This is a genomic window from Pseudonocardia aurantiaca (assembly GCF_039526725.1).
Lineage (GTDB): Bacteria > Actinomycetota > Actinomycetes > Mycobacteriales > Pseudonocardiaceae > Pseudonocardia > Pseudonocardia aurantiaca.
Window position 1 is genome coordinate 209,105 of record NZ_BAAAJG010000016.1, and the last position, 26,900, is coordinate 236,004.

31 protein-coding genes and 1 pseudogene are annotated in these 26,900 nt (G+C 71.7%); 19 read left to right on the forward strand and 13 right to left on the reverse strand.

Annotated elements, in window-relative coordinates:
• Positions 1-62: 62 nt before the first annotated feature.
• Complete coding sequence (locus tag ABD143_RS25505; RefSeq protein ID WP_343983420.1) at positions 63-254, reverse strand: hypothetical protein; 192 nt, start codon at positions 252-254, stop codon at positions 63-65.
• Positions 255-283: 29 nt separating this feature from the next.
• Here ABD143_RS25505 and ABD143_RS25510 point away from each other — a divergent pair, with 29 nt between their 5' ends.
• The 3 genes from ABD143_RS25510 (at position 284) to ABD143_RS25520 (ending at position 2,873) form a co-directional block, all read left to right on the forward strand.
• Entirely contained in the window at positions 284-478 is a 195-nt protein-coding gene (locus tag ABD143_RS25510) for a DUF3046 domain-containing protein (RefSeq protein ID WP_343983423.1), read from the forward strand.
• Positions 479-669: 191 nt separating this feature from the next.
• Complete coding sequence (gene recA, locus ABD143_RS25515; RefSeq protein WP_343983425.1) at positions 670-1,710, forward strand: recombinase RecA; 1,041 nt, start codon at positions 670-672, stop codon at positions 1,708-1,710.
• Positions 1,711-2,279: 569 nt separating this feature from the next.
• Positions 2,280-2,873: a regulatory protein RecX gene (locus ABD143_RS25520; protein WP_379659949.1), complete on the forward strand. Its 594-nt coding sequence runs from the start codon at positions 2,280-2,282 to the stop codon at positions 2,871-2,873.
• A 122-nt stretch (positions 2,874-2,995) separates the two neighbouring features.
• Here the strand turns inward: ABD143_RS25520 and ABD143_RS25525 are convergent, their stop codons facing one another.
• Positions 2,996-3,937, reverse strand: coding sequence for a LysR family transcriptional regulator (locus tag ABD143_RS25525; RefSeq protein ID WP_343983427.1), 942 nt, complete (start codon positions 3,935-3,937; stop codon positions 2,996-2,998).
• Between the two features lie 78 nt (positions 3,938-4,015).
• Here ABD143_RS25525 and ABD143_RS25530 point away from each other — a divergent pair, with 78 nt between their 5' ends.
• The 6 genes and pseudogenes from ABD143_RS25530 (at position 4,016) to ABD143_RS25555 (ending at position 11,188) form a co-directional block, all read left to right on the forward strand.
• The gene (locus ABD143_RS25530) at positions 4,016-4,723 is read left to right on the forward strand and encodes a succinate dehydrogenase cytochrome b subunit (RefSeq protein WP_343983430.1); all 708 of its coding nucleotides are present in this window, start codon (positions 4,016-4,018) and stop codon (positions 4,721-4,723) included.
• A gap of 2 nt (positions 4,724-4,725) precedes the next feature.
• A pseudogene (locus tag ABD143_RS25535) lies at positions 4,726-6,682 on the forward strand (fumarate reductase/succinate dehydrogenase flavoprotein subunit).
• A complete protein-coding gene (locus ABD143_RS25540; RefSeq protein ID WP_343983432.1) occupies positions 6,679-7,434 on the forward strand; it encodes a succinate dehydrogenase/fumarate reductase iron-sulfur subunit in 756 nt (251 codons plus the stop codon). The pseudogene ABD143_RS25535 and the gene ABD143_RS25540 overlap by 4 nt, the downstream one beginning before the upstream one ends.
• Positions 7,435-7,666: 232 nt before the next feature.
• Positions 7,667-8,482, forward strand: coding sequence for a hypothetical protein (locus ABD143_RS25545; RefSeq protein WP_379659942.1), 816 nt, complete (start codon positions 7,667-7,669; stop codon positions 8,480-8,482).
• A gap of 10 nt (positions 8,483-8,492) precedes the next feature.
• Complete coding sequence (locus tag ABD143_RS25550) at positions 8,493-10,436, forward strand: fumarate reductase/succinate dehydrogenase flavoprotein subunit (RefSeq protein ID WP_343983438.1); 1,944 nt, start codon at positions 8,493-8,495, stop codon at positions 10,434-10,436.
• Positions 10,433-11,188, forward strand: coding sequence for a succinate dehydrogenase/fumarate reductase iron-sulfur subunit (locus ABD143_RS25555; protein WP_343983441.1), 756 nt, complete (start codon positions 10,433-10,435; stop codon positions 11,186-11,188). Before ABD143_RS25550 ends, ABD143_RS25555 begins: the two co-directional genes overlap by 4 nt.
• 12 nt (positions 11,189-11,200) lie before the next feature.
• Here the strand turns inward: ABD143_RS25555 and ABD143_RS25560 are convergent, their stop codons facing one another.
• Both ABD143_RS25560 and ABD143_RS25565 read right to left on the reverse strand, forming a co-directional pair.
• The gene (locus ABD143_RS25560) at positions 11,201-11,485 is read right to left on the reverse strand and encodes a hypothetical protein (RefSeq protein ID WP_343983444.1); all 285 of its coding nucleotides are present in this window, start codon (positions 11,483-11,485) and stop codon (positions 11,201-11,203) included.
• 52 nt (positions 11,486-11,537) lie between these two features.
• A complete protein-coding gene (locus ABD143_RS25565) occupies positions 11,538-12,590 on the reverse strand; it encodes a serine hydrolase domain-containing protein (RefSeq protein ID WP_343983447.1) in 1,053 nt (350 codons plus the stop codon).
• A gap of 279 nt (positions 12,591-12,869) precedes the next feature.
• Between ABD143_RS25565 and ABD143_RS25570 the strand changes: the two genes are divergently transcribed.
• From ABD143_RS25570 to ABD143_RS25595, 6 genes are read left to right on the forward strand one after another with little or no spacing between them, the layout of a single operon-like run.
• On the forward strand, positions 12,870-13,643 hold the full coding sequence (locus ABD143_RS25570; RefSeq protein ID WP_343983450.1) for a hypothetical protein: 774 nt from the start codon (positions 12,870-12,872) through the stop codon (positions 13,641-13,643).
• Positions 13,644-13,646: 3 nt separating this feature from the next.
• Entirely contained in the window at positions 13,647-14,147 is a 501-nt protein-coding gene (locus ABD143_RS25575) for a hypothetical protein (protein WP_343983452.1), read from the forward strand.
• Positions 14,144-14,710 carry a hypothetical protein gene (locus ABD143_RS25580; RefSeq protein WP_343983455.1) on the forward strand — a complete coding sequence of 189 codons (567 nt, stop codon included), beginning with the start codon at positions 14,144-14,146 and terminating at the stop codon, positions 14,708-14,710. Before ABD143_RS25575 ends, ABD143_RS25580 begins: the two co-directional genes overlap by 4 nt.
• Positions 14,711-14,716: 6 nt before the next feature.
• Positions 14,717-14,893, forward strand: a complete 177-nt coding sequence (locus ABD143_RS25585; protein WP_343983457.1) for a hypothetical protein — start codon at positions 14,717-14,719, stop codon at positions 14,891-14,893.
• Between the two features lie 54 nt (positions 14,894-14,947).
• Positions 14,948-15,460: a hypothetical protein gene (locus ABD143_RS25590; protein WP_343983460.1), complete on the forward strand. Its 513-nt coding sequence runs from the start codon at positions 14,948-14,950 to the stop codon at positions 15,458-15,460.
• Positions 15,457-15,777, forward strand: coding sequence for a hypothetical protein (locus ABD143_RS25595; protein ID WP_343983463.1), 321 nt, complete (start codon positions 15,457-15,459; stop codon positions 15,775-15,777). The genes ABD143_RS25590 and ABD143_RS25595 overlap by 4 nt, the downstream gene beginning before the upstream one ends.
• Positions 15,778-15,780: 3 nt before the next feature.
• On the opposite strand, the gene ABD143_RS25600 is transcribed toward ABD143_RS25595, so the two are convergent.
• Positions 15,781-16,482, reverse strand: coding sequence for a DUF6065 family protein (locus ABD143_RS25600; RefSeq protein ID WP_343983466.1), 702 nt, complete (start codon positions 16,480-16,482; stop codon positions 15,781-15,783).
• Positions 16,483-16,544: 62 nt separating this feature from the next.
• Complete coding sequence (locus ABD143_RS25605) at positions 16,545-16,739, reverse strand: hypothetical protein (RefSeq protein WP_343983470.1); 195 nt, start codon at positions 16,737-16,739, stop codon at positions 16,545-16,547.
• Positions 16,740-16,954: 215 nt separating this feature from the next.
• On the opposite strand from ABD143_RS25605, the gene ABD143_RS25610 reads away from it, so the two are divergent.
• Positions 16,955-18,838, forward strand: coding sequence for a S9 family peptidase (locus ABD143_RS25610; protein WP_343983473.1), 1,884 nt, complete (start codon positions 16,955-16,957; stop codon positions 18,836-18,838).
• Between the two features lie 38 nt (positions 18,839-18,876).
• On the opposite strand, the gene ABD143_RS25615 is transcribed toward ABD143_RS25610, so the two are convergent.
• The 4 genes from ABD143_RS25615 to ABD143_RS25630 all read right to left on the reverse strand — a co-directional run bounded on the left by ABD143_RS25615 (position 18,877) and on the right by ABD143_RS25630 (position 22,187).
• Positions 18,877-19,779, reverse strand: coding sequence for an amino acid ABC transporter permease (locus ABD143_RS25615; protein ID WP_343983477.1), 903 nt, complete (start codon positions 19,777-19,779; stop codon positions 18,877-18,879).
• On the reverse strand, positions 19,776-20,444 hold the full coding sequence (locus tag ABD143_RS25620; RefSeq protein ID WP_343983480.1) for an amino acid ABC transporter permease: 669 nt from the start codon (positions 20,442-20,444) through the stop codon (positions 19,776-19,778). The genes ABD143_RS25615 and ABD143_RS25620 overlap by 4 nt, the downstream gene beginning before the upstream one ends.
• 84 nt (positions 20,445-20,528) lie before the next feature.
• Complete coding sequence (locus ABD143_RS25625) at positions 20,529-21,425, reverse strand: glutamate ABC transporter substrate-binding protein (RefSeq protein ID WP_343983483.1); 897 nt, start codon at positions 21,423-21,425, stop codon at positions 20,529-20,531.
• A 33-nt stretch (positions 21,426-21,458) separates the two neighbouring features.
• Positions 21,459-22,187 (reverse strand): amino acid ABC transporter ATP-binding protein, encoded by a 729-nt coding sequence (locus ABD143_RS25630; protein ID WP_343983983.1) that lies wholly within the window; start codon positions 22,185-22,187, stop codon positions 21,459-21,461.
• A 132-nt stretch (positions 22,188-22,319) separates the two neighbouring features.
• Between ABD143_RS25630 and ABD143_RS25635 the strand changes: the two genes are divergently transcribed.
• Together ABD143_RS25635 and ABD143_RS25640 are read left to right on the forward strand one after the other, a co-directional pair.
• The gene (locus tag ABD143_RS25635; protein WP_343983487.1) at positions 22,320-23,009 is read left to right on the forward strand and encodes a response regulator transcription factor; all 690 of its coding nucleotides are present in this window, start codon (positions 22,320-22,322) and stop codon (positions 23,007-23,009) included.
• Positions 23,010-23,176: 167 nt separating this feature from the next.
• Complete coding sequence (locus tag ABD143_RS25640) at positions 23,177-24,595, forward strand: sensor histidine kinase (RefSeq protein ID WP_343983490.1); 1,419 nt, start codon at positions 23,177-23,179, stop codon at positions 24,593-24,595.
• A gap of 213 nt (positions 24,596-24,808) precedes the next feature.
• Here the strand turns inward: ABD143_RS25640 and ABD143_RS25645 are convergent, their stop codons facing one another.
• Together ABD143_RS25645 and ABD143_RS25650 are read right to left on the reverse strand one after the other, a co-directional pair.
• The gene (locus ABD143_RS25645; RefSeq protein WP_343983492.1) at positions 24,809-25,252 is read right to left on the reverse strand and encodes an ABA4-like family protein; all 444 of its coding nucleotides are present in this window, start codon (positions 25,250-25,252) and stop codon (positions 24,809-24,811) included.
• A gap of 15 nt (positions 25,253-25,267) precedes the next feature.
• Entirely contained in the window at positions 25,268-25,456 is a 189-nt protein-coding gene (locus ABD143_RS25650; RefSeq protein WP_343983495.1) for a hypothetical protein, read from the reverse strand.
• Between ABD143_RS25650 and ABD143_RS25655 the strand changes: the two genes are divergently transcribed.
• Complete coding sequence (locus tag ABD143_RS25655) at positions 25,423-26,034, forward strand: TetR-like C-terminal domain-containing protein (protein WP_343983498.1); 612 nt, start codon at positions 25,423-25,425, stop codon at positions 26,032-26,034. The genes ABD143_RS25650 and ABD143_RS25655 overlap by 34 nt on opposite strands.
• Here the strand turns inward: ABD143_RS25655 and ABD143_RS25660 are convergent.
• Positions 25,943-26,893 carry a TAXI family TRAP transporter solute-binding subunit gene (locus ABD143_RS25660; protein ID WP_343983502.1) on the reverse strand — a complete coding sequence of 317 codons (951 nt, stop codon included), beginning with the start codon at positions 26,891-26,893 and terminating at the stop codon, positions 25,943-25,945. The two genes, ABD143_RS25655 and ABD143_RS25660, sit on opposite strands and share 92 nt — an antisense overlap.
• Positions 26,894-26,900: the final 7 nt, after the last annotated feature.

Here is a 26,900-nt window from a genome sequence, read left to right on the forward strand (position 1 = left end):
CCCGAGTACGCCCGGTACGAGGGTGCGGGGGCGCCTTGCGAGGCGCCGTTCTGATCCCGCGATCACCCCGGCAACGTTCGTGGCCACCGCACCAGCGTGGCGGCGAGCAGGCTCGCCCCGACGGCGGCGGCGCCGGCGTCCGTCACGGGGAAGGCCGAGCGCAGGGTGGCCTGCGGGCCGGTGCGCTCCCACCTCGCGAGCTCGGCGGGCCGCCCGCCGAGGGCGGACCAGACTCCCGGCAGCAGCTCCGGCACACCCGCAGCGTGCCACTACCGTTGAGGAGGTGCGACTGACGTACTTCCGGGAGCTGATGGACGGCGAGTTCGGCCCGGCCAGGGCGGCCGCTGTGGCCCGCGACCACGTTTTCTCCGAGCTGGGCGGGCGCACCGTCGAGGAGGCGCTGGAGGCGGGGATCGACCCGCGCGATGTGTGGCGCGCGGTCTGCGAGGTCTACGACGTGCCGCCCAAGCGCAGGTAGGACGCAGGCCGAACGAGGCCTCTACCACGCGGGCGTGTCGCCTGCGCGCTCGAACAGGTGTTCGCTAGGCTCTTGTCCACACCGCGGGTCGGCCATCCACAGATCCGGCCGCCGCCCACGGACTGTCGGTGGTTCCCTCTACCGTCGACGGTGATCGAGAACATCCCGAGCACGAGGTGGAGAACCCGGCGATGACCGCACCCGACCGCGAGAAGGCGTTGCAGCTCGCCCTCGCCCAGATCGAGAAGAACCATGGCAAGGGCTCGGTGATGCGTCTCGGCGACGACACCCGCCCGCCCATCGGGGTGATTCCCACCGGGTCCATCGCGCTCGACGTCGCGCTCGGCGTCGGTGGCCTGCCCCGCGGCCGGGTCGTGGAGATCTACGGCCCGGAGTCCAGCGGTAAGACCACCGTTGCGCTCCACTCGGTGGCCAGCGCGCAGGCGGCCGGGGGTATCGCGGCGTTCATCGACGCGGAGCACGCGCTCGACCCGGAGTACGCCAAGGCGCTCGGCGTCGACACCGACGCGCTCCTGGTCTCCCAGCCCGACACCGGAGAGCAGGCGCTCGAGATCGCCGACATGCTCATCCGCTCCGGCGCCCTCGACATCATCGTCATCGACTCCGTGGCGGCTCTCGTGCCGCGCGCGGAGATCGAGGGCGAGATGGGCGACAGCCACGTCGGCCTCCAGGCCCGGCTGATGAGCCAGGCGCTGCGCAAGATCACCGGTGCGCTCAGCAACTCCGGCACCACCGCGGTCTTCATCAACCAGCTGCGCGAGAAGATCGGGGTGATGTTCGGATCCCCCGAGACCACCACGGGTGGCCGGGCGCTCAAGTTCTACTCGTCCGTCCGCCTCGACGTCCGCCGCATCGAGACGCTCAAGGACGGTTCCGACATGGTCGGCAACCGCACCCGCGTCAAGGTCGTCAAGAACAAGGTGGCACCGCCGTTCAAGCAGGCGGAGTTCGACATCATCTACGGCCACGGCATCAGCCGCGAGGGTTCGCTGGTCGACGTGGGCGTCGAGCAGGGCATCGTCCGCAAGTCCGGGGCCTGGTACACCTACGAGGGCGACCAGCTCGGGCAGGGCAAGGAGAACGCCCGGAAGTTCCTCCGCGAGAACCCCGACGTCGCCAACGAGATCGAGAAGCGGATCAAGGAGAAGCTCGGCATCGGTGCCCAGGTCGACGCCGAGGTCGCGCCGCTGCCCGCCCCGGTCGACTTCTGAGCGAGGTGAAGCGCCGGGAGGCCGCCGAGGCCCCGGCCGAGGCCGAGGTTGCGGTAGCGCGGCTCGACGGGCTCGATGGGCTCGGCGGCGAACGGACCGAGGCCCCCGTGGCCCGGTTCGGCGCCGCACTCCCCGACGCGCCGGCCCACACCTCCGCCGACCTCACCAACCTCGCCGGGGCCGAGCCGGAGGCCGGGCCGGCGCAGGTCGCCACGTTCGATACGGCTCCGGCCGGCGGCTCCGCTCCGGAGGCGGCGGTCGCGCTGTTCGACGCCGAGCAGCTCACAGCGCTCCGCCAAGACATCGGGGACCAGGACGTCCGGGTGGCCCAGCTGGAAGGCGGTGCGCGCCGCCGCGGCTCCCGCCGGGAGGCGGGGCAGCGAAGCGCTGCCGGCCCGGATAGCGAGGAGGCGCGGCGCGGCGCACGGACCCGGCGCCGCGGCGCTGTTGGGCGCGCCGCCGGCTCCCGCGCCGCTGAGCGGTCCGACGGCTCCCGCGCCGCTGAGCGGTCCGACGGCTCCCCTGCAGTCGAGCGGTCCGACGGCCACTCCGGCCCGGATGCCACCACGGTGGCGGCGGCGGCGGAGGAGGAGGGGCGCTCGCCCCGCGGGCGGTCCCGCCGGGGCCCGCAGGAGCTCGACCCCGACGCCGACCCGGTCGCCCTGGCCAAGGAGATCACCCTGCGGCTGCTCACCGACCGGGCCCGCACTCGCCAGGAGCTGGGGCAGGCGCTTCGCCGCAAGGGGATACCGGACGAGGCGGCGGGGGTGGTGCTGGAGAGGTTCGACGAGGTTGGGCTCATCGACGACGCCGCGTTCGCCGGCCAGTGGGTCCGTTCCCGCCACGCCTACCGGGGGTTGGCGCGGCGGGCCATCGCGATGGAGCTGCGGCGCAAGGGCGTGAGCGACGAGGACGCCGGGGAGGCGCTCGCGGAGGTCGACGCGGAGTCCGAGGAGCGGCGGGCGCGCGAGCTCGTCGACCGCAAGCTCCGCTCGCTCACGGTCGCCACCGCCGACCAGCGCACGGCCGCGGCGCGGCGGCTCGTGGGGATGCTCGCCCGCAAGGGCTATGGCGCGGGCGTGGCGTACCGGGTGGTGAAGGAGGCCCTCGCCGAGCACGGCGCCGAGGCCGACGAGTTCGGCGCGGAGCCCGTGGAGGACTGACGACGTCCGCGACGCCTGGCGGCTACTTCTTCAGCCTCCGGCTGCCGCCGTGCCAGTCCTCCATCGCGCCGCATGGTCCACCACTCGACGGTAACTCGCGCCCGCCGTCCCGGCCGTGCGTCTCAGCCGGCCGTCGGGCGAATCACCTGCACGTCGCCGGTGAACCCGTCGCCCGCCGACAGCACCCCCAGGAACGACAGCAGCGTGTCGGTGAAGGCGCGCATGGCGTGGGTCGGGGCCAGGTCGGCGCGCCGCGCGAGCGCCACCGTCCGGTACAGCGGTGGGGTGAGCACTGTGCGGCGCAGCCGCGGGCGCCCCGCGAACACGAGGTCCGGCACCACCGCCAACCCGGTGCCGGCCTCCACCAGCCGCAGCACCGCGTCCATCTCGCCGCCCTCCACGGCGAAGCGGGGCGTGACGCCGGCCTCGGTGAGCGCGCGCAGCGTGGTCTCGCGCACGTCGTAGCCCTTGCGCGGCATCACGAGGTGTCGTCTGCCCAGCTCGTGCAGGTTGAGCGACCCGCGCGACGGCGCCCGCTCCGACGTCGGTGACGCCACCGAGAGCCGTTCCCGCAGCAGGGGAGTGGCGTGCAGGGCCGGGTCGATGCCGCCCGGCGGCACGATCACGAGCGCGAGGTCCAGCTCCCCGCGCACGAGCGAGCGCACCAGCGGCTGCGAGCCGCTCTCCGACAGCTCCAGCGCGATGTCGGGGTACTGGTCGTGAAACACGCGCAGCGCGTCGGCCAGCACGCCGATGCACAGCGACGGGGTGGCGCCCACCCGGACTCGCCCGCTGCGCAGCCCGACGATCTCGGCCACGGCTGTGCGCGCGGTGTCGGCGTCGGCGAGCATCCGGCGGGCGAGCGGGAGCAGTGCCGCGCCCGCCGGGGTGAGCACGGGCCCGTCCCGGCCGCCGCGGTCGACGAGCGCCGCGCCCAGCTCCCGCTCCAGAGCCATCAGCTGACGAGACAAGGTGGGCTGGGCCACGCCGCAGGACTCCGCCGCACGAGTGAAGCTGCGCACGTCGGCCACGGCGACGAAGTACGCGAGCTGCTGGAACGTCACGGTTATAGCTTACGTACATCGCGTCCCCGGCCTCGATGCATTGGACGGCGAGCGGTTGCGCTAACAACGCTTGCGGCCATGGTGACCGTCGCGGAGCGGCCGGTGGCGCGGGCAAGGCCTGTGCGCAGCACGTCCATCAAGCTCAAAATCGTCATGGCCGTGTCCGGCGCGATCATGCTGCTCTACCTGGTAGCGCACATGATCGGGAACTTGAAGATCTTCCTCGGGGCCGACGCCATCGACACCTACGCCGCGTGGCTGCGCACGGTCGGGGAGCCCGCCCTGCCGGCGGAGACACTGCTCTGGATCGTGCGGCTGGGGCTGACGGTCTCGGTGGTCGCGCACATCGTGTCGGCCGCGATCCTCGCCCGCCGCGCGCGCCGGGCCCGGCCCGTGCGCTACGCGTACCGACCGCCCGTGCAGGCCAGCTACGCCGCCCGCACGATGCGCTGGGGCGGGGTGATCATCCTGCTGTTCGTGATCTACCACCTGCTCGACCTCACCACCGGCACGCTCAACCCCAACGGCGTGCCCGGCGCGGTCTACGGGAACGTCGTCGCGGACTTCGCGCCGCAGCGCTGGTACGTCACCGTCTTCTACGCGCTCGCGGTGATCGCCATGGGCTTCCACGTCCGGCACGGGCTGTGGAGCGGTCTTCAGACCCTCGGCCGGTCCAGCGCCGCCACCCAGAACGTCCTCAAGGGCGTCGCCATGGGTGTCGCGATCGTGCTGGTCGCCGGCTTCCTGTCCGTCCCGTTCGCCGTCATGACCGGATTGGTGGGCTGACGATGAGCCTGTCCGAGACCTACTCCGACTTCACCATCGGCACCCCGGTGGTGGACACCGCGGCGCCCGACGGGCCGATCGAGACCCGCTGGGAGCGGCGCCGCTTCGGCGTCAAACTGGTCAACCCGGCCAACAAGCGCCGGATGAAGGTCATCGTCGTCGGCACCGGCCTCGCGGGCGGCTCCGCGGCGGCGTCGCTGGCCGAGCTGGGCTACCAGGTCAGCTCCTTCTGCTACCAGGACAGCCCTCGTCGGGCGCACTCGATCGCCGCGCAGGGTGGCATCAACGCCGCCAAGAACTACCGCAACGACGGCGACAGCGTGCACCGGTTGTTCTACGACACCGTCAAGGGCGGCGACTTCCGCTCGCGTGAGTCGAAACGTGCACCGCCTCGCGGAGATCAGCCTGCAGATCATCGACCAGTGTGTGGCGCAGGGCGTGCCGTTCGCTCGCGAGTACGGCGGGCTGCTCGACACCCGCTCGTTCGGCGGCGCCCAGGTCTCCCGCACGTTCTACGCGCGCGGGCAGACCGGCCAGCAGTTGCTGCTCGGCGCGTACCAGGCGCTGGAGCGCCAGGTCGATGCCGGCGGCGTCACGATGTACCCGCGCCACGAGATGCTCGAGCTGATCGTGGTCGACGGGCGCGCCCGCGGCATCGTCGCGCGTGACCTCGTCACCGGGGAGACGCGCAGCCACCTCGCCGACGCCGTGGTCCTCGCGTCCGGCGGCTACAGCAACGTCTTCTACCTCTCGACCAACGCCAAGGGTTGCAACGTCACGGCGAGCTGGCGGGCGCACCGCAAGGGCGCGCTGTTCGCCAACCCCTGCTACACGCAGATCCACCCGACGTGCATCCCCGTGAGCGGCGACCACCAGTCGAAGCTCACGCTCATGAGCGAGTCGCTGCGCAACGACGGCCGCGTCTGGGTGCCGAATCGCAAAGGCGACGACCGCGCGCCGGGCGCGATCCCCGAGGACGAGCGGGACTACTACCTGGAGCGGAAGTACCCGGCGTTCGGCAACCTCGTGCCGCGCGACATCGCCTCCCGGGCCGCGAAGGACGTCTGTGACGAGGGCCGCGGCGTCGGGCCGACGGGCCTGGGTGTGTACCTCGACTTCGCCGACGCCATCTCCCGGCTGGGCCGGGCGGCCGTCGCGGCCAAGTACGGGAACCTCTTCGAGATGTACCAGCGCATCACCGGTGAGGACCCCTACACCGTGCCGATGCGGATCTTCCCGGCCGTGCACTACACGATGGGCGGGCTGTGGGTCGACTACGACCTGCAGAGCAGCATCCCCGGGCTCTTCGTGATCGGCGAGGCCAACTTCTCCGACCACGGCGCCAACCGGCTCGGCGCGTCCGCGCTGATGCAGGGCCTCGCCGACGGCTACTTCGTGCTGCCCACGACCATCGGCGACTACCTGGCCCGCGGCGGGGTCGAACCGGTGGCCGCTGACGCCCCCGAGGTGCTCGACGCCGAGCGCATCGTCGCCGACCGCGTCGAGACGCTGCTCTCGATCGACGGTGACCGCACGGTCGACTCGTTCCACCGCGAGCTGGGCCACATCATGTGGGACCAGTGCGGGATGGAGCGCTCCGACGAGGGCCTGCGCAAGGCGCTCGACCGCATCCCCGAGCTGCGCCGCGAGTTCTGGAGCAGCGTCAAGGTGCCGGGCTCTGCCGCCACGCTCAACCAGTCGCTGGAGAAGGCCGGCCGGGTGGCCGACTTCCTGGAGCTGGGCGAGCTGATGTGCCTCGACGCGCTCCACCGCACGGAGAGCGCCGGTGGGCACTTCCGCGCCGAGAGCCAGACCGAGGACGGCGAGGCCGCCCGCAACGACCAGGACTTCGCCTACGTCGCGGCCTGGGAGTTCACCGGCCAGGGCCGCGCCCCGGTCCTCCACAAGGAGGACCTGACCTTCGACTACGTCACCCCCAGCCAGCGGAGCTACAAGTGAAGTTGAACCTGCGCGTCTGGTGCCAGGACGGGCCCGCCGACAAGGGTCGGCTGGTCGCGTACCTGGTCGAGGACGCCGACGAGGACATGTCGTTCCTCGAGCTGATGGACGTGCTCAACGAGAAGCTGATCCTCGACGGCGCTGAGCCGGTCGCGTTCGACCACGACTGCCGCGAGGGCATCTGCGGTGCCTGCAGCATGGTCATCAACGGCCAGCCGCACGGCCCTCAGAAGGCCACCACCACCTGCCAGCTGCACCTGCGCCACTTCCGCGACGGCGAGACGATCACCGTCGAGCCGTTCCGCGCGGCGGCGTTCCCGGTGGTGAAGGACCTCGTGGTGGACCGCGGGGCGTTCGACCGCATCATCGCCTCCGGTGGGTACATCTCCGCGCCGACCGGGTCCGCCCCCGAGGCGCACGCCACGCCCGTCCCGAAGCCGAACGCCGAGCGCGCCTTTACGGCGGCCGCGTGCATCGGTTGCGGAGCGTGTGTGGCGGCGTGCCCGAACGGGAGCGCGTCGCTGTTCCTCGGGGCCAAGATCACGCACCTCGGGGAGCTGCCGCAGGGCCAGCCGGAGCGCGCCGACCGCGTCGTCCGGATGGTGGAGCGCCACGACGCCGAGGGCTTCGGCGGCTGCACCAACACCGGCGAGTGCGCGGTCGCCTGCCCCAAGGAGATCCCGCTCGACGTCATCTCACAGCTCAACCGCGACTACCTCACCGCGACGACAGGAGGGCGGCACTCGTCCTGACAGCCCCTCGGCGCGGGTTGCGCCGAGGACCGTGGAACCACGCTCCCGCCCCGCACGGCAGGAGCGTGGTTTCCGCATGTCCGCAGCTCAGAGGCCATGCGTGAATCACATCACGATCGGGAACAGACTGGGATGGTCGGCCGCGCGAGGCGCGCGGGGCGTCGTAGGCTCCCGCCGATCAGATGTCCCGACGCCGCGGCTTCTGCGGGCGGCGTCGGCACCGCAGAAGATGATGGGAACCTCTGACGTGTCATCCACCACAGACGCGTCCGCCGGCCGGGCGCAGATCCCGGCGCGGACGCTCCGAACGGACCGGTGGTGGTTGCCACCCCTGGCCACCTTCGCCGGGCTCGCCGCGTGGGTCGCCTACGCGACCGTGCGGGCCTTCATGCAGGAGTGGTACTTCGTTGAGCCGTACAACTACCTGACGCCGTTCTACTCACCGTGCGTATCGCTTGGGTGCGTCCCTGAGGCCGCACACTTCGGCCGTTTCCTGCCGGACGTCTGGTGGCTGCCCTACGCGGCGCTGACTCTGCCGTTCCTGCTGCTGTTCCGGCTCACCTGCTACTACTACCGCAAGGCCTACTATCGGGCCTTCTGGCTGTCGCCGCCCGCGTGCGCGGTGGCCGAGCCGCACCGGAAGTACACGGGTGAGACCCGCTTCCCGCTGCTGGGCCAGAACCTGCACCGGTACTTCTTCTACGCCGCGGCGATCATCTCGGTCATCAACACCTACGACGCGATCCTCGCGTTCCGCACGGCGGACGGCGAGTTCGGCCTGGGCCTGGGCAACCTGATCCTGCTCGGCAACGTGATCGCCCTCTGGGCGTACACGATCTCCTGCCACTCCTGCCGCAGCATCATCGGCGGCAGGCTGAACCACTTCTCGAAGCACCCGCTTCGCTACAAGCTCTGGCTGCAGGTCTCGAAGCTCAACGGCAAGCACATGCAACTGGCGTGGCTCACACTGGCCACGTTGGCGGTCACCGACTTCTACATCATGGCTGTGTCGGCGGGCTGGATCCCCGACCTGCGGATCATCAACTGAGGCGATGGCAATGACTGAAATCGAACGGCACGAGTACGACGTGGTCGTGATCGGCGCCGGGGGCGCCGGACTCAGGGCCGCGATCGAGGCCCGCTCCCAGGGCAAGCGCACGGCCATCATCTCGAAGTCGCTTTTCGGCAAGGCGCACACGGTGATGGCGGAGGGCGGCTGCGCCGCGTCGATGGGGAACGTCAACCCGAACGACAACTGGATGGTCCATTACCGCGACACCATGCGCGGCGGGAAGTTCCTCAACAACTGGCGCATGGCCGAGCTGCACGCCAAGGAGGCCCCGGACCGGGTCTGGGAGCTGGAGACCTACGGCGCGCTCTTCGACCGCACCGCCGACGGCAAGATCAGCCAGCGCAACTTCGGCGGCCACACCTACCCGCGCCTCGCGCACGTCGGCGACCGCACCGGGCTGGAGATGATCCGCACCCTCCAGCAGAAGGTCGTGTCGCTGCAGCAGGAGGACTACGCCGCCACCGGCGACTACGAGGCGAACATCCGGGTCTTCCACGAGACCACGATCACCGACCTCCTCAAGACTGGTGACAACGAAGCGCAGGTAGGCCGCATCGCCGGCTGCTTCGGCTACTACCGCAGCACCGGCAGCTTCGTCCGGTTCGACGCCCCCGCGATCGTGCTGGCCACGGGCGGGGTCGGGAAGAGCTACCAGGTGACGTCGAACTCCTGGGAGTACACCGGCGACGGGCACGCGCTCGCGCTGCGCGCGGGCGCGACGCTGATCAACATGGAGTTCCTGCAGTTCCACCCGACGGGCATGGTCTGGCCGCCGTCGGTGAAGGGGATCCTGGTCACGGAGTCGGTGCGCGGCGACGGCGGTGTGCTGCGCAACTCCGATGGCGAGCGGTTCATGTTCAACTACATCCCGGACGTCTTCAAGGACCAGTACGCCACGTCCGAGGAAGAGGCGGACCGCTGGTACACCGACGCCGACAACAACCGGCGTCCCCCGGAGCTGCTGCCCCGTGACGAGGTCGCGCGGGCGATCAACTCCGAGGTCAAGGCCGGGCGGGGCAGCCCCCACGGCGGCGTGTTCCTCGACATCGCCTCGCGGCTGTCGCCGGAGGAGATCAAGCGGCGGCTCCCGTCGATGCACCACCAGTTCAAGGAGCTGGCCGACGTCGACATCACGAAGGAGCCGATGGAGGTCGGACCCACCTGCCACTACGTGATGGGCGGCGTGGAGGTCGAGCCGGACACCACGATGTCGAAGGTGCCGGGCCTCTTCGCGGCGGGCGAGGTTGCGGGCGGCATGCACGGCTCCAACCGGCTCGGCGGCAACTCGCTGTCGGACCTGCTGGTGTTCGGCCGTCGGGCCGGGCGCGGCGCGGCCGAGTACATCGACGGGCTCGGCAGCGAGCGGCCCGCGGTGCGCGCCGCCGACGTCGAGGCCGCCGAGGAGCGCGCGCTGCTGCCGTTCTCGTCGGCCACGGAGGGCGGGGAGAACCCGTTCGTCGTGCAGCTCGAGCTGCAGAAGACGATGCACGAGCTCGTCGGCATCATCCGCAAGGCCGACGAGATGGAGACGGCGCTCAAGAAGCTCCAGGAGATCGCCACGCGCACGCGCACGGTGGGCGTCGTGGGGCACCGCGAGTTCAACCCGGGCTGGCACCTGGCGCTGGACCTGCGCAACATGCTGCTGGTCTCGCTGTGCGTCGCGAAGGCGGCGCTGGAGCGGCAGGAGAGCCGCGGCGGGCACACCCGCGACGACTACCCGGTGATGGACTCCGACTGGCGGCACGTGCTGCTGGTGCTGTCGGCGCTGGGCGAGGACAACGTCGAGCTGGTTCGCCAGGAGCAGGTGTCGATGCGGCCGGAGCTGCTGGACCTGTTCGAGCTGGACGAGCTGAAGAAGTACTACACCGGCGAAGAGCTGGGCGGACACCGCGCGGACTCCGCTGCAGACTCTGGGGGAGAGAAGGCATGACCTACGACGCGCACTTCCGCGTCTGGCGGGGCGATTCCGAGAAGGGTGAGCTCGTCGACTACCCGGTGGAGGTGAACGAGGGCGAGGTCGTCCTCGACATCATCCACCGGCTGCAACAGACCGAGGCCCAGGACCTCGCCGTCCGCTGGAACTGCAAGGCCGGCAAGTGCGGCTCGTGCAGCGTGGAGATCAACGGCAGGCCGCGGTTGGCGTGCATGACCCGGATGTCCACGTTCGAGGAGACCGAGGTCATCACCGTCACGCCGCTGCGGACGTTCCCGGTGATCCGCGACCTCGTCACCGACGTGTCCTTCAACTACACGAAGGCGCGCGAGGTGCCGAGCTTCGCGCCGCCGCCCGACCTGGAGCCGGGCGAGTACCGGATGCAGCAGGTCGACGTCGAGCGGAGCCAGGAGTTCCGCAAGTGCATCGAGTGCTACCTGTGCCAGAACACCTGCCACGTGGTGCGTGACCACGAGGAGAACAAGGAGAACTTCGCCGGCCCGCGCTACCTGATGCGGATCGCGGAGCTCGACATGCACCCCCTCGACGTTGCCGACCGCAAGGAGGCGGCGCAGGAGGAGCACGGCCTGGGCTACTGCAACATCACCAAGTGCTGCACCGAGGTCTGCCCGGAACACATCAAGATCACCGACAACGCCCTCATCCCGCTGAAGGAGCGCGTGGTCGACCGCAGGTACGACCCGGTGGTCTGGCTGGGCAAGAAGATCTTCAAGCGCGCCGGCGCCTGACCCGAACCCGCGTCAGTTGCCCATGCTGCGGCGGATCTCATCCAGCTTCGCCTTCGCTTTCGCGGCCCGCTCGGCCTCCTGCTCCTCCACCGAGCGGGCCGCCGCGGTGCCCTCGGCCAGCTCCGCCGCGCCGATCGAGGTGGCGTAGCGGCCCTCGATCTTGTCGCGGACGTAGTCCAGACTCGGTACGCCGCGCTCGTCGTACCCGGTCGCGGGTGGGGCCGGGGCCGGCGTGGGGTCGGGCACGATCTCGGCGTCGACCGGTTCCGGGGTTCGGGGCCCTGTCGGCTCGGGCATCTGAGCTCCTCTCACGCGGACGGTCGTCGACGGCCACGCTACGCGGGCCGGGTCACCCCCGCCGCAGCCTCGCTGCCCGCACCACGGCGGCGCCGAGGCGCTGGTTCTCCGGGCCGGGGAAGCCCATCCGCCGCCGCACGTACCCGTACCCGACGCCCACCTCGGGATCGGCCCAGCCCAGCGAACCTGCCGCGCCCGCGTGTCCGAACGCGCGCGCGGACAGGAACGGGTAGTCATGCGCCACCGTCTCGAAGCCGATGCCGAAATGGTCGGTCTCCCCGGTCACCATGTCCGGGCCGAGCGAGTAGGGCGTGGCGAAGGTGGTGATCGTCGCGGGGTCGAGCGTCCGCAGGGCCTCCGCGTACAGCTGTGCCACGCCGCGGGCGTTGCCGATCCCGCCCGCCGACGCCTGCCCGAGCGCGCGCACGTTGCGGTCGTTCGCGAAGTCCACCAGGTCGACCGACGTGTTGAACGCGACCGCCATCAGCGACGCCGGGTCCCGCAGCGGCTCCGCGTCCGTCGCGGGCAGCACCGGGCGAAAGCGCGGCTCTTCGTCCTCCGGCAGACCGAGGAACAGGTCCCGGCCGCCCAGCCGCTTGGCGAACAGCTTCTGCACCGACAGGCCGGTTACCTGCCGTAACTCCGCGCCGACGAGCGCGCCGATCACCAGCGCGTGGTACCCGTACGCGGACCGGGGTGTCCAGAACGGGCGCTGCGCGCGCAACCGCTCCGCGAGCATCTCGTCGTCGGCCAGTTCGGCGAGTGTGAACCCGCCGTCCACGCCGATCAGGCCGGACCGGTGCCCGAGCAGCTCGCGCAGCGTCAGCGGGAACGGCAGCGTCGCAACGGGCGCGTCCAGCTCCAGCACCCCTTCCTGCACGAGCTGCGCCACCACGATGTGGGTTGCGCCCTTCGTGACCGAGAAGATCCCCGTCAGCGTGTCGGCGGTGATGTCGTCGCCCCCGTACAGGTCGACGACCCGCCGGCCGTCCACGTACGCCACGAGCTGCGACCCGGGATCGTCGGGCTCCTCGGCGAGACACGCGGCGAACTCCTCCCGCACGTCCTCGAAGCCGTCATCCACCCGTCCCCGTACCTCGATCATTCCGATCGCCCCTTCCCGCGCGCCGCGTCCGCGCCGCATCGCGGACAACGCCGGGTCGTCCGGGGTATCTGCCCTCGAGCCACCTCGTTGTGCGGGAGCACACGCGATGGGGGGATGGATGTCGTGAACCGGGGCACACCGGACAGTCCCCCGGACGGCCGCGACGACCACGCTCCGCAGTCACCAGATCACTCGTTCGCATAGTTCCCGCTGCCCACCCGGGCTCGTTGACCCGCAGGGATGCCGCCCGGCGACCCGATACGCAGGTGGAGGACGAAGATGACGGCTGCCGCCGTGACGGCAGGCCCAGCGCAGGCACCCGGATGGGCGGCGGTGACGCGGATCGCTCCCACCGGGCACCCGGTCGAGCTCACCCTCCCGGCCGCGTTCGGCGAGCACCACTGGTACGCGACCACCCGCTTCACCGGGCCCCGGCTGGCCCGGCAGTTCTTCTTCGCGCCCGCCGGCGAACACCGGGCCGTGCCGACTCACGTGCTCCCGGACGCGCGGCGGCGGCGGGTGCCGGTGCGCGGGTTCGACGCCCTCGTCTTCGAGGCTCCCGACCGCAGCGACTCTGCGCTCGTGCTCGCGGGCCCGCACCACGAGGCCACGACCTGGTTCGCCGGTCCGGCCCCGGACGCCGGGCTCGCCGAACTGCTGTCGGCGTTCCGGTTCACCGATTCGCCGGCAGGCGCCGCCCTCGTCCCGGTTTCGGACCTGCTGGTGGCGCAGTCCGACGTCACCGTGATCGGCCGCAGCCCACGGTCGACACTGCTCGTGCGCCGGGTGGCCGAGGCGCTCCCGTCCCTGCCGGACTGGGCCGGGATGAGCCTCCCGGGTGGGGAGCTCTGGCGGGCCGAGCGGCTCCTCGCGCCCCGCGAGGCCGCGCTCGTCGCCGGCACCGCGCACGAGTGGCGCTACCTGCTCGCAGGCGACAGCGTCGCGATGGACGTGGTGCTGCACGGCCCCGAGTCCGGGCAGCCGCCGCTGGACCTTCCCGCCGACGGCCTCGTCGACGCGCTGTCCGGGCTCACCGGCCGCTGGGTGGGGTGAGCCGTGTCCATCGCTGTCTCGGTTGCCCTGCTGGCGCTGCTCGTCGCCCTGTTCGCGCTCGTGGCACTCGTCGCGGTGTATGCGCGGGTGCGGGCGCTGGAGGCCGGTCGCGCCGCCGGGCTCTCCGGGTACGCCGCACTCGTGGGCCGTCCGGCGCCCGCTGTCGTCAGGCCCGGGCCCGGGCAGCGCCGCACCCTCGTGGCGGTCCTCGACGCCGACTGCGGGCTGTGCCACGAGGTGGTCGCGGCGCTCGCCGACGTGGCCGACACAGCCGTGCGGGTGGTCGCGCTCGTCGACCGCGCCGACGGTTTCGCGCCGGCCGGCGGGGTCGTGCTGCTCGTCGACCCGGCTGCCCGCGCCGACCTCTACGAGGGCTACGCGCCGACCGTGCTCGCCGTCGACCCGGCCGGCGCCGTGCGCGACCGGAGCTTCGTCTACCCCGACACCGACCTGCCGGCGCTCGCCGGCGCCCTGGCACGCGAGACCGAGGGGGCCAGGGCGTGACCCGCTTCGACGACATCCCGAGCGCCGCCACCCCACCGCCGGGGGCCCGGCCGAGCCCCGCGGTGGCACGGATCCGGGCGCTGCGGCCGTCGCGACGGACGGTGCTGCGCGCGCTGGTGATCGGCGCGGCCGCGGCGGCGCTGGTGCCGCTCGACTGGTACCTGAGCCGCGGCGCCTCGGCCGCACCGGACCGCAACCCCGAGGACAGCAGCGAGCACAGGCAGTGCACCCCGCGTCACTACGACGAGGAGGCCAACAACTGGCCCGCCACCGGGCCCGCGGTCTGCTACGGGGGCTGGCGCCGCGGCAACAACCCGTGCGAGAACGGCTACCACATCGAGGGCCGCTACCAGCTGGACGACGAGGACGTGGAGTCCACGCGCCTGACCACCAACTGCCACGGCAAGAACGCCTGGCGCTGGAACGGCTACCGCTGCTCCGACGCGATCACCGACGTCACGTTCTCCGACGGGACGACCTACCACGGCCTGACGATCGCCGCGTGCCGCCTGCCCGCGGACGAGGGCATGGGCGACCGCGGGCGCGGCCTGCTCCGACGCTGACCTGCGATGACGCCATCGCCATCGCCATCGCCATCGGCCCGCTTCCGCTGGGTCCTGCACCCGGCCGCACCGGCCTTCGCGCTGGTGCTCGCCGGCGCGCAGGCGTGGTGGGCGGGCTCCGTCCTGCTGCTCGTGGCGGTGGCCGGCGCGGCGGCGGGCTTCGCCAACTCGGGCAGCACTTGAAGCCACAACTCGGCGTTCCTGCTGAGCGCGTCGGTCTGGCGCGACGAGCCCGTGGTGCGGTTCTTCGGCACCGGTCTGCTGTTCGGGGCGGTCCTCGTGGCCTCCGTCGCGGGTGTGGCCGGGGCGCTGCCGCAGGTGCTGGTGCCGGCCCCGGCCCGCGAGATCCTGTTCGGCCTGCTGGCCGTGCCCGTGCTGCTGCGGGAGTGCGGGCTCCTGCGGTTCCGGGTGCCGGAGAACGGCCGGCTCGTGCCCGAGGACGTGCGGCACCTGCGCCGGTGGGGCGCGCTGCAGTTCGGGTTCGAGATGGGCACGGGGATGCGCACCTTTTCGCCGTCGGCGCTGCCGCACCTCGCGCTGGCCGCTGCCGTGCTCGTGATCCCGTTACCGGCGGTGTTCATGCTGGCCGCGGGGTTCGCGGCGGGCCGGCTCGCAATGCCGCTGCTGTCGAACGCGTGGAGCGACGACGGCTCCTGGACGCGCGTGTGGGCGCGCGCCGAGCCGCTCGTGCGCCCCGTCCTCGCCCTCACCTGCACGGCGGCACTGGTCGCTGGCATGCTCGCGGCGTGAGGACCACCGCGGTTGTCGTCGTCTACGACGTCGGCTGCCCCAAGTGCTCGCGGATCGCGCGCGAGCTGCCCGATCTCCTGCGCGTGCCGGTCACCGTGCGGTCGTGCCGGGACCCGCGGCTCGGCCTGGTGTACCCGACGCTCACGGCCGCCGTTCGGGCCTGCGCCACCCCCGCGCTCGGCACGGCCGGCGGCGACGGGTCGATCCGCTGGTGGCCGGGGCTGACCGGAGCGCTGGCCGTGCTGCCCGTCGTCCGGATGCGGGCGCTCGGCGAGGCCGTCGCACTGCTCTGGACGGCGCTGCGCCCGCGGCGCTGACGGTCATCGGGCGGCCCGCGCCGCCCGCCGGTACCAGCCGTTACCCGCCTTCGTGCTGCGGAACACCCGCCTGCGGGTCTCGCGCTCGTCCGGGGTCTCCGGTCCGATCGACGCCGGCAGCTCGGTACTCGCCCGGCGGAACAGGATCACCTGCGCGAGCGGTCGCCCCTTCGGCAGGACGTGCAGGCCGTCCGGGCCGGTGGCGACGAACGGCAGGTGCACCGGCGCGGTGTAGGTGTCGGTGTCGACGACGCCGCTGAAGATCTCCACGATGTCGTCCGGCCGGTTCAGCGGCGGTACGAACAGGCAGCTCCAGCCCGGCGGCGTGCGGATCGTCCAGTGGTTGTGGAACTTCATCGGCGGCCGCGGCTCGTAGGGGTTGCCGGCGACCTGGAACGGCGCGTGGGTGCTCACCATCTCGCGGTCGAAGTCCCAGCCCGCGTTCACCGTTCGGCCCCCGTCGGTGATCTCCAGCCGCACTGTGGCGGCCAGCGGGAGGATCCAGCCGGTGCTCAGCGCGTCGAGGAAGGGCATGCAGCGCTTGACCGTGATGGCGTCGTTGGTGGGGCTCACGCGTTCGGTGTCGACGCCGGGGAGGCGGCGCAGCCACGCGGGCAGCACGGTTCGCGCCGGCTGCGGCTCCGCGATCACCCCGTGGTCCTCGGCCCGGCAGCGGAACACGATCGTCTCCTCGCGGCGCTTCACCCGCACTCCTTCCGGACGGCCCGCGGCGGCCCCCGTCGCCGGATGGCCGCCGCAGGAGGTCGTCAGCTCGAGTTGGAGCTGGAGTTGCTGGACGAGTTCGAGCTGGAGTTCGAGCTCGCTACCGGCACCACCTCCGCCGACGCCGGAGCGGCGGTGGCGGCGGCGGATGGTCCGGCACCGACCACCGCGGCGGCGATCCCGGCGGCACCGATGCCTGCGGCGGTGGCCTTCCACGTCCAGGGCTTGGGTCTGGGCACGGTCTGCTCCGTTGGTCGGGTCCCGCGGCTCGGGACGACGCAACCCAGACTCGGCGGCGGTCGTGAAGGTCCGATGAGACTGCCATGACAGCGATCTCATCCCGTGACGCTCTGCTCACGTGCAGCGGGACTAGCGTGGAGCCGTGACGTTCGCGGAGCAGCCTCACGGATCTTGGCCCACGCCCATCACGTCCGAGGTTGTCGTCGCTGCCGCGGTGCGGCTCGCCGAGCTGTGCGTCGACGGTGCCGACGTCGTGTGGAGCGAGGGGCGGCCCGCGGAGGGCGGGCGCACGCAGCTCGTGCGCCGCGCGCCCGACGGCACGACCGTCGAGCTGCTCCCCGAGGACCGGAACTGCCGCACCGCCGTCCACGAGTACGGCGGCGCGGGGTGGTGGGTGCGCGACGGCGTCACCTGGTTCGCCGACTGGGCCGACCAGCGCCTCTACCGTCTCGCGCCCGGGGGCGAGCCCGAGCCGATCACACCGGAGCCCGCGACGCCGCGCGCGGACCGCTACGCCGACGGCGACGTCGCCCCGGACGGCGCGACGATCGTCTGCGTCCGGGAGCGGCACACCGGCTCGGCCAGCACGGATGTGCAGAACGAGATCGTCCGGCTCGCCGCGCACGCACCCTCCGAGCCCGAGGTGCTCGTCAGCGGCCCGGACTTCGTCGCGGCACCCCGGCTGAGCCCGGACGGCGGCACGCTCGCGTGGCTGCAGTGGAACCACCCGTCGATGCCGTGGGACGCGACGCAGCTGGTGGTCCGCGACCTCACCACCGGCGAGGAGACCGTGGTGGCGGGCGGGCCGGGGGAGTCGGTGCTGGAGCCGCGCTGGGAGGCAGACGGTTCGCTGCTCTTCCTCAGCGACCGCACTGACTGGTGGAACGTCTACCGCTTCACTCCCGGCGCCGACATCGAATCCGTCGTCCGCATCAATGCCGAGATCGGCGTGCCGTCGTGGGTGTTCGGCACCTCCCGCTACGCGGTGCTCGGCGAGGGACAGGTGGTGTTCGCCCGCTCCCGCGCGGGGTACGACGCGCTGGTCGTGCGCGGGCTCGACGGCTCGTTGACCGAGCTCGACCTGCCGTTCTCGGCGATCCGCACGGTGCGTGCCGCCGGACCGGGCACCGTCGCCGTGGTGGCCGGGAGCCCCACGTCCGAGCCGGGTGTCTACACGGTCGACGTCGTCACCTCGGAGTACGAGACGTTGCGTGCCCCGCGCGACCTCGGCATCGACCCGGCGTTCCTGTCGGTGCCCGAGCCGATCACGTTCCCCTCCGTGGACGCGTCAGGCGCGCGCAGGCAGGCGCACGCGCTGTTCTACCCACCGACCCACCCGGAGCGGCGCGGACCGCAGGGTGAGCTGCCGCCGATGCTCGTCGAGATCCACGGCGGCCCGACCTCAGCGGCCTCCACCGTGCTGAGCCTCGACGTCCAGTACTGGACGAGCCGCGGGTTCGCCGTCGTGGACGTCGACTACGGCGGCTCCACGGGCTACGGGCGCGCCTACCGCGAGGAGCTGCTGGGGGAGTGGGGCGTGATCGACGTGGCCGACTGCCTCGCCGCCGCCGCGTACCTCGCCGCCGCCGGTCGCGTGGACGGCGCCCGGATGTGCATCCGCGGCGGCTCCGCGGGCGGATACACCACGCTGGCGGCGCTGGCCCGGGAGGACACCCCGTTCGCGGCGGGCGCCGACCTCTACGGCGTGGCCGACCTCGAGGCCCTCGCCGCCGACACCCACAAGTTCGAGAGCCGCTACCTCGACCGGCTCGTCGGGCCGTACCCCGAGGCTCGCGAGGTGTACGTGGACCGCTCGCCGATCCACCACGTCGACCTGCTCAGCAGCCCGCTGATCGTGCTGCAGGGCGCGGAGGACGCGATCGTCCCGCCGAGCCAGAGCGAGAAGATCGTCGACGCCCTCCGCTCCCGCCGCGTGCCGGTGGCGTACCTGCTGTTCGAGGGTGAGCAGCACGGCTTCCGGCGCTCGGAGAACATCCGCCGCGCGCTGGACGCCGAGCTGAGCTTCTACGGGCAGGTGCTCGGGTTCGAGCTGCCGGCGGAGGAGGGGATCGAGCCGGTGGTGGTGGAGAACCTGTAGATGAGTCCTACTGGTCAGCTTTGACTCGTGATGCGGACTCACGCCCCGCCCGCGGCTCCACCGGCCCCTGCGCCTGCAGTGGCCAGCTCGGGGGGAGCCGCGGAGCGCCGGGCCCGGCCCAGGCGCCGCTCCGTGTATTCGGCGAGTTTGCCCAGTCCGTAGTTGACGAGGATGAACACGAGGGCGACCGCGATGTACATCTGCAGCGTGAGGTTGATGCCCAACTGCCCGATGAAGAACTGGATCACGGTGTTCGCGGCGCGCACGAACTCGGAGAAGCCGAAGATCACGAAGCCGAGCGAGGTGTCCTTGACGATCACCACGAGCTGGCTGATCAGGGCCGGGAGCATGATCCGGAACGCCTGCGGGAGCAGGATCAGCCGCAGCACCTGGGATCGGGTGAGGCCGACGGCGTAGGCGGCCTCCGACTGGCCGCGGGGAAGCGCCGCGACGCCTGCCCGGATGATCTCGGCGATGATCACGCAGTTGTAGGCGGTGAGGCCGATGACCAGGTACCACAGCGGCGGGAGCGCGATCCCGACCTCCGGCAGCACGCGCGCGGCGAAGTAGATCGTGATGACGACGGGCAGCCCGCGCAACAGCTCGATCACACCGACCACCAGCCAGCGGTACGCGCGAGTGCTGCTGATCCGCGCCATCGCCAGCAGAGTGCCGATGGTCAGGGCGAAGACGAGCGTCAGGACAGCGCCGAGGACGGTGTTGACGAGGCCGTCGGCCAGCGCCCCCCAGGTCGCGACGAAGTACCGGTTCGCCGGGTTGAACAGCGGTCCCCACTTCTCGGGGTCCAACTGGTCGTTGGCAGCGAGCTGGATGACCGCGAGCACGACGAGGCCGAGCAGGACCACCAGCGCGACCGCCGTGCCGACCGCGGTGTTGCGCCGGGTGCGGGGGCCGGGCGCGTCGTAGAGGACGGAAGTCACCGCTTCACCTCGATCTTGCGTTCGAGCATCCCGAGCGCGATACCGGCCGGGATGGTGATCACCAGGTAGCAGATCGCCACGCCGGTGAGGATGGAGAGTGCCGAGTACCTGCTGGTCGCCTGGAGCGCGGAGTCCACGGAGAACAGGTCGCCTGCCACGCCGAACGCTCCGACGATCGCCGAGTTCTTGATCATCGCGATGATCACGCTGCCGAGCGGCGGCACAACGGAGCGAAGAGCCTGCGGCAGAACGATGGTGCCCAGCGTCTGCTGGAACGTCAGGCCGACTGCGCGTGCGGCCTCGGCCTGGCCGGGAGGCACCGAGTTGATGCCCGCGCGAACGGCTTCGCAGACGAACGCCGCGGTGTAGGCGGTGAGACCCGCAACGCCCGGCCAGAAGAACGCGTTGCCCGCGAACGTGGGGAACCGCACACCCACCAGCGGGAGTGCGAACGCGCACAGGAACAGCACGACGACGAGCGGCGAGTTGCGGAACACGGTGACCCACGCCAGGCCCACGAATCGCAGCGGCGGTAGCGGCGAGACCCGGAACGCGGCGAGGATCGTGCCGAGAACCAGCGAACCCACGGCGGCGAACAGGCAGAGCCGCAGCGTTCCGACGAAGCCTGCGGCGAACAGCGGGAACTCCGCTATCAGGGCATCCAACTCATATCTCCTGCTGGTCGTCAGAACGCCACGGGCCGACCGGACGGGGTGCTAAAGCCCGCCCGGTCGGCCCGTCGCGGTGGGTCAGCTGCAGGCGTCGGCCGGCGGCAGGGTCGGAGCCTCGGGCTGGACCTTGCCGGCAGTGGCCGCCCAGGCCGCCTGGTAGCTGCCGTCGGCGGCCGCCTCCTGGAGCGTCTGGTTGATGAACTGGCAGAAGGCCACGTCGCCCTTGGCGATGCCGACGCCGTAGGGCTCCTCGGTGAACTGCTGCCCGACGAGCTTGAACGCGCCCTGGCTCGAGTCCACCAGGCCGAGCAGGATCACGTTGTCGGTGGTGACCGCCTCGACCTGCCCGTTGCGCAGCGCATCGGCGCACTTCGAGTACACGTCGAACAGCACGATGTTGGCGGGGTCGACGTACTTCTCGATGTTCTTCGCGGGCGTGGAGCCGCTCACCGAGCACACGCGGGCGTTTGCCGCACGCAGCGAGTCCGGCCCGGTGATCGTCGTGTTGCCCGACGCCACCATCAGGTCCTGGCCCGCCACGTAGTACGGCCCTGCGAAGGAGACGCGCTCCTTCCGGGCGGCGTTGATCGTGTAGGTGGCCACGACCACGTCCACCTGGTTGTTCGCGATGGTGTCCTCGCGGATGCGGGTGGGCGTCTCTGTGTAGGTGACGCCGTCGGCCGGGATGCCCAGCTTGCCGGCGATGATCTTGGCGATCTCGACGTCGAAGCCGACGGGGTTGCCGTCGAGCCCGCGGAGGCCGAACAGCGGCTGGTCGAACTTCGTGCCGACCCGCAGGGTGCCTGCCTCGTTGAGTCGGGCCATGGTGGTGCCGGCGGGGAACGAGACGCCCTGGGCGACCGACGGAGCCGGGGCCGCCGAGGACCCCAGGTTGGCTTGCTCGCCGCACGCGGTGGCGGTGAGCACCATGGCCGCCGCGACTGCGGCGATCCTGGCGATGTGGGACAGGCGCATGGTGGTGCTGGTCCTTCCGTAGGGGAACGGCCGTCAGTGCGTCAGGATCTTGCCGAGAAAGTCCTTGGCGCGGTCGGATGTCGGCTTGGAGAAAAATGTGTCGGGCGCGGCGTCCTCGACGATCTCGCCGTCGGACATGAACACCACCCGGTTGGCGGCGCGCCGGGCGAAGCCCATCTCGTGGGTCACCACGAGCATCGTCATGCCCTCGCCGGCCAGCGTGGTCATCACGTCGAGCACCTCCTGCACCATCTCGGGGTCGAGGGCGGAGGTGGGCTCGTCGAAGAGCATGACCTTGGGCTTCATCGCGAGAGCGCGGGCGATGGCGGCGCGCTGCTGCTGCCCGCCGGAGAGCTGGGCGGGGTACTTGTCCTTCTGGTTCGCGATTCCCACCCGTTCCAGGAGCGCGAGCCCGTGCTTCTCGGCTTCGGCCTTGCCCATCTTGCGGACCTTGATGGGCGCGAGGGTGACGTTCTCGAGGATCGTCTTGTGCGCGAACAGGTTGAAGCTCTGGAACACCATGCCGACGTCGGCGCGCAGCCCGGCGAGCGCCTTGCCCTCTTCGGGGAGCTTCTTTCCGTCGACCTCGATCACACCGCTGTCGATGGGTTCGAGGCGGTTGATCGTGCGGCACAGGGTGGACTTGCCCGAGCCGGAAGGGCCGAGTACGACGACGACCTGCCCGCTGTCGACCTCGAGGTTGATGTCTCGGAGGACGTGCAGGTCGCCGAAGTGCTTGTCGACGGACGTCATCCGGATCATGGGGGTCGTGGTCATCGTGAGCCTCCGAGCATGGCGAGACGCTAGGGCGATCCGGACACCCCAGTCCAGCACCTTGAGCAACCCATAGGGTTTCGCTCCGATAACGCAATCCGGGGGAGAGGCTGGGGAATCGTGCACATCCTGCTGGTCGAGGACGACGATCGCATCGCGGCAGCGCTGCGCCCCGCCCTGCACCGGCACGGCATCACCACCACCCGGCTGTCGGAGGGCCGGGGCGTCGTCGACAACCTGGGCGGGGTCGACGTCGTGCTGCTCGACCTCGGCCTCCCCGACATCGACGGCGTCGACGTCTGCCGGGCAATCCGGCAGGTGAGCGACGTGCCGGTGATCGTGGTGTCGGCCCGCGGTGAGGTCGACGACCGGATCCTCGGCCTGCACTCCGGCGCCGACGACTACCTGGTGAAGCCCTACGTCATCGGTGAGTTGCTGGCCAGGGTGCACGCGGTGCACCGGCGGCACCGGGCCACCACCACGGCGGGGCCGGAGGACGTCATATCCGTCGGCGACGTGGTGGCCGACCTGCATCGACACAGCGTCGCGGTGGCCGGGCGGCAGGTCGCTCTCACGCGCAAGGAGTTCCAGGTGCTCGCGATGCTGGCGCGGGCGGGCGGTGCGGTCTGCACGCGCAACCAGATCGTCGCGGAGGTGTGGGGGCGGACCTGGCCGGGCGCCAACCGCACACTCGACGTCCACGTCGCGACGCTGCGCACGAAGCTCGGACGGCCCGAGCTGGTGCAGACCGTCCGCGGCGTCGGCTACCGGATGGGGGTGCCCGACGCCGGCGCCTCCGGCGGGGAGTGATTAGTGCCCCGTCCAGAAAGGTCCGGCACAGAACTCGGCGGCCCAGGCGCCCGTCGGCCGCGTTGCCGCACGGCCCGAGTACGTCCGGTACGAGGACCGCGCGGCGCCTTGCCGACGAACACCTGCATCCAACGATTTCCGCACCGACCTTCCTGGACGGGGCACTGATGCGCGCCAGGCTCCTGGTGATCGTGCTGTTCCTGGTAGGTCTGCTCGCGGCGGGGCTCGGCGTGCCGCTGGCGCTGGCCGACGCCTCGTCGCGGCAACTGCGGTTCTTCACCGAGCAGCTCACCGACACCATCTTCTACGCATCCCTCGCCGAACGGCCGATCACCGACGCCGACACCACGGGGCTGCAGGCCGAGCTCGCCCGCTACGACTCGGTGTACCGCGTGGCGGTGCTGGTGCTCGACCGCGACGGGCAGCAGGTCGCCTCCTCCCGCAACCCGCCTCCGGAGCTGGACGCGGCCGCGTTGGAGCGCGTGCAGCGGGCGCTGGCCAACCGGCCTTCCGAGGGGTACCCGCTTTTCCTGCCCTGGGACGACCGGCCGCTCGTGCTCGCGGAACCGGTGCTGGTGGACACCGAGATCCGCGGTGTCACGATCACCGTGTCGCCCACCGACGCGCTACGGGCGGCAGAGCTGGGGGTGTGGTCGATCGTCGCGGCGGCCGTCCTGCTCGCGCTCGTGCTCGGGGTGCTGGTCGCGCTGCCGATCGTCCGGTGGATCCTGCGGCCGGTGCGCAGGCTCGACGAGGGCACGGGGCGCGTCGCGGCCGCCGTGCTTGCCGGTGCCGAGCCGGAGCCGGTCGCTGACGGCTCCGGGCCGCCCGAGCTGCGCAGGCTCTCGGTGTCGTTCGACCGGATGGCCGCGACGGTGACGCAGGCCTACGGGGCGCAGCGCGCGTTCGTGGCCGACGCGAGCCACCAGCTGCGCAACCCGCTCACCGCGTTGCGGCTGCGGCTGTCCAACCTGGACGGGCACGTCGACGAGGCTGCCGCGGAGGACCACGCCGCGGCGCTGGAGGAGGCCGAACGGCTCTCGACGCTGCTCGACGGCCTGCTGGCACTGGCTCGCGCGGAGCGGACGGCGCCGCCTGTGGTGGGGGACGTCGATCCAGCGGTCACCGACCGCCTCGACGCGTGGCGCCCGCTCGCCGAGCACATGGACCTGAACCTGGTCCACGGCGGCGTGCGCGGGCTGCGGGTGCTGGCGCCGGCCGGTGCGATCGAGACCGTACTCGACGCCGTGCTGGACAACGCGATCAAGTTCTCCCCGCCGGGCGGCAGCATCACCGTCCGCACCGGGATCACCCCCACGCACGTCGAGCTGGCGGTGCGCGACACCGGCCCCGGGATGTCGCCGGAGGAGCTCGAGCGGGCCACCGGGCGGTTCTGGCGCAGCCCAGCCCAGAGCAACGTCGAGGGGTCGGGCCTCGGTCTCGCGATCGCCGCCCGCACCCTGGAGGTGGCGGGCGGCGAGCTGGAGCTCGAGCTTCCCGCGGGCGGCGGGTTGCGGGTGGTGGCGCGGCTCCCGCGGCTCGACCCGGAGGAACCGGCCGAGGACGCCGCCGAGGCGGTTCGCTGACACGGCGGCAGGATCGTCGCGCTCAGCCCAGACCCATCGGGAAGATGACCAGTCCGGTCGGCAGCATCCGGCGGGTGGCGAGCCTGAAGAGGGCCGGCTGGGCCACCGCGGTAGCGGACATTTCGCCCGGCCGTTCGGGGCATGCCGCCGAGAACCCACATGGCGATCGGAGAATGTCGTTCATCTCCCGACGAGATGAATTGCGCGCCGCGCTCAGGCCGGCTGGGCCGCCGGGCGCCTGGCGGGCAGCACCGCTCGCAACACCAGGTACCCGAGCAGCCCCAGCGGCGCGAGCAGGATCGTGAGCACCAGCACCGGCGCCATCACGAGCGGGTGCACGCCGCGCTCCCGCGCGTCCAGGTACATCCAACGGCCGATGAACAGGTCGAACGCGATGAAGTGCGCCCATCCCGCCGCGGCGCCGACCGGGGTGCCGAGCAGCGTCATGACGCCCGGCAGGTCGGGTGAGCTGACCCCGGCGAGGAACGAACCGATCTGCGGGAGCACCAGTGCGGCGTAGACGAGCATCGGCGGCACGGCCACCAGCGGCGAGGCCATGACCTTCTGTGTGAACGACCATCCCGGCGCCAGGATCATCAGCGCCCAGAACGGCGCCGCCAACGGGAACGTGAGCGAGAAGAGGAGCTGCGGGTCCATCGGTGCCCTCCGGGTTCAGACGCTGACGGGGGTGTCGGGGTGGGTGCCGCTCCGGGCGGGGGGACGACGGCGGGCGGCCGCCCGCAGCACCGCGGCCAGCGTCGCGCCGCAACCGGCCAGGACGACGGCGAGCGCCGCGAGCGTGAGCGCGTCCGGCGCGAGCAGTGGCTGTGCGCGCAGGACCGCGCTGGTCGTCGACGGCACAACGCCCTCGCGACAGCGGTGCGGGAGGCCGTCGATGCCTCGCGCACGCGCAGCGTCTCTTCGCAGCGACGAACGCCTACCGGACGTGGGCGCTCGCGAACCGTCCGACGTTCCTGCTGGTCTACGGCACGCCCGTGCCGGGCTACGAGCTCCCCGACGGACCCATCGGGGACGCGGCGTTCGGCCTGGCAGCGCCGTTCCTCGAGGTCGTCTTCGAAGGCTGGAGCCCGGAGCAGATCGCCGCGCTGCCGCTGCACCCCGGCGCGGAGCGCCTGGCCGAGGCCGGCCTGGACGACACGCCCCTGCCCATAGGCGCCCTCGCCTTGTTCTACGAGCTGCGCGCCCGGATGCACGGACTCGTGATGCTCGAACTGCTCGGCCACCTCGCCCCGCTGACCGGCTACGGGGAGGAGCTCTTCCGCAACTCGATGAGCCGGCTGGCCGACGAGCTCGCCGTGCTGCGCGACGCCCTGCCGGGGTCGGTCTCTAGATCGGCTTCACGGCCTGGAAGAACCGCTCCGCACCCGGGTGCAGCGGCACCGGCTGGGTGCCGATCGCCGAGCGCGGGTCGATCGTGAGCGCGGCCGGGATCACCGCTGTCAGCTTCTCCTGCGCGTCGAACAGCGACTCGACGAGGGCGTAGGCCAGGTCGTCGGGCATGTCCGCCCGCACGAGCAGGAAGTTGCGCACGAGCAGCGTGACGATGGCCTCGGGGATCCCGTAGCTGCCCGCGGTCACGGTGCCCGGGGCGTACACCGGGTACTCCGCGCGAACCGGGCTGATCAGGTCCTCCAGGTCGAGCAGCCGGATCGGCCGGAGCTCGGCCAGCCGGCTCACGCCTTCGGTGGGCAGGCCGCCGACCCAGAAGAACGCGTCGATCTCGTTGCGCTCCATCGCGGCCACGGAGTCGTTGATCCCCAACTGGACGGTCTGAAAGTCGGTGTCGGGGGAGAGCCCGGCCACGGCGAGCAGCCGCCGGGCGATCACGGCGACCCCGGATTCGGGCGCCCCGACCGACACCCGGGCCCCGCGCAGCCCGCCGAGCGACCTGGCGGGCGAGGAGGCCGGGACCACCACGTGCACGACGTCGTCGTAGATGCGGGCGAGTGCGCGCAGCTGCCGCTGGTCGTCCGCGGGCACGCTTTCGAGCTTGTCGGCGGCGGCGTCGACCTGGCTGATCGCCACATTTGCCGCGCCGGACGTGAGCAGCTGCAGGTTGTCGACCGAGCCTGCAGTGGAGAGCACTTCCGGCCGGGTATCGAGGTCGAGCCGCGACTGCCAGACGTCGGCCAGCGCGTTGCCGAGCTGGAAGTAGACGCCTTGGGTGCCGCCCGTCGCGAGTGTGAGCCGCGTGCCGGTGAACGGTGAGGAGCACGCCGGGACGGCGGCGAGTAGCCCGAGCGCACCGGCGGCTCGCAGGACCGTACGTCGATCCACTCGGTGG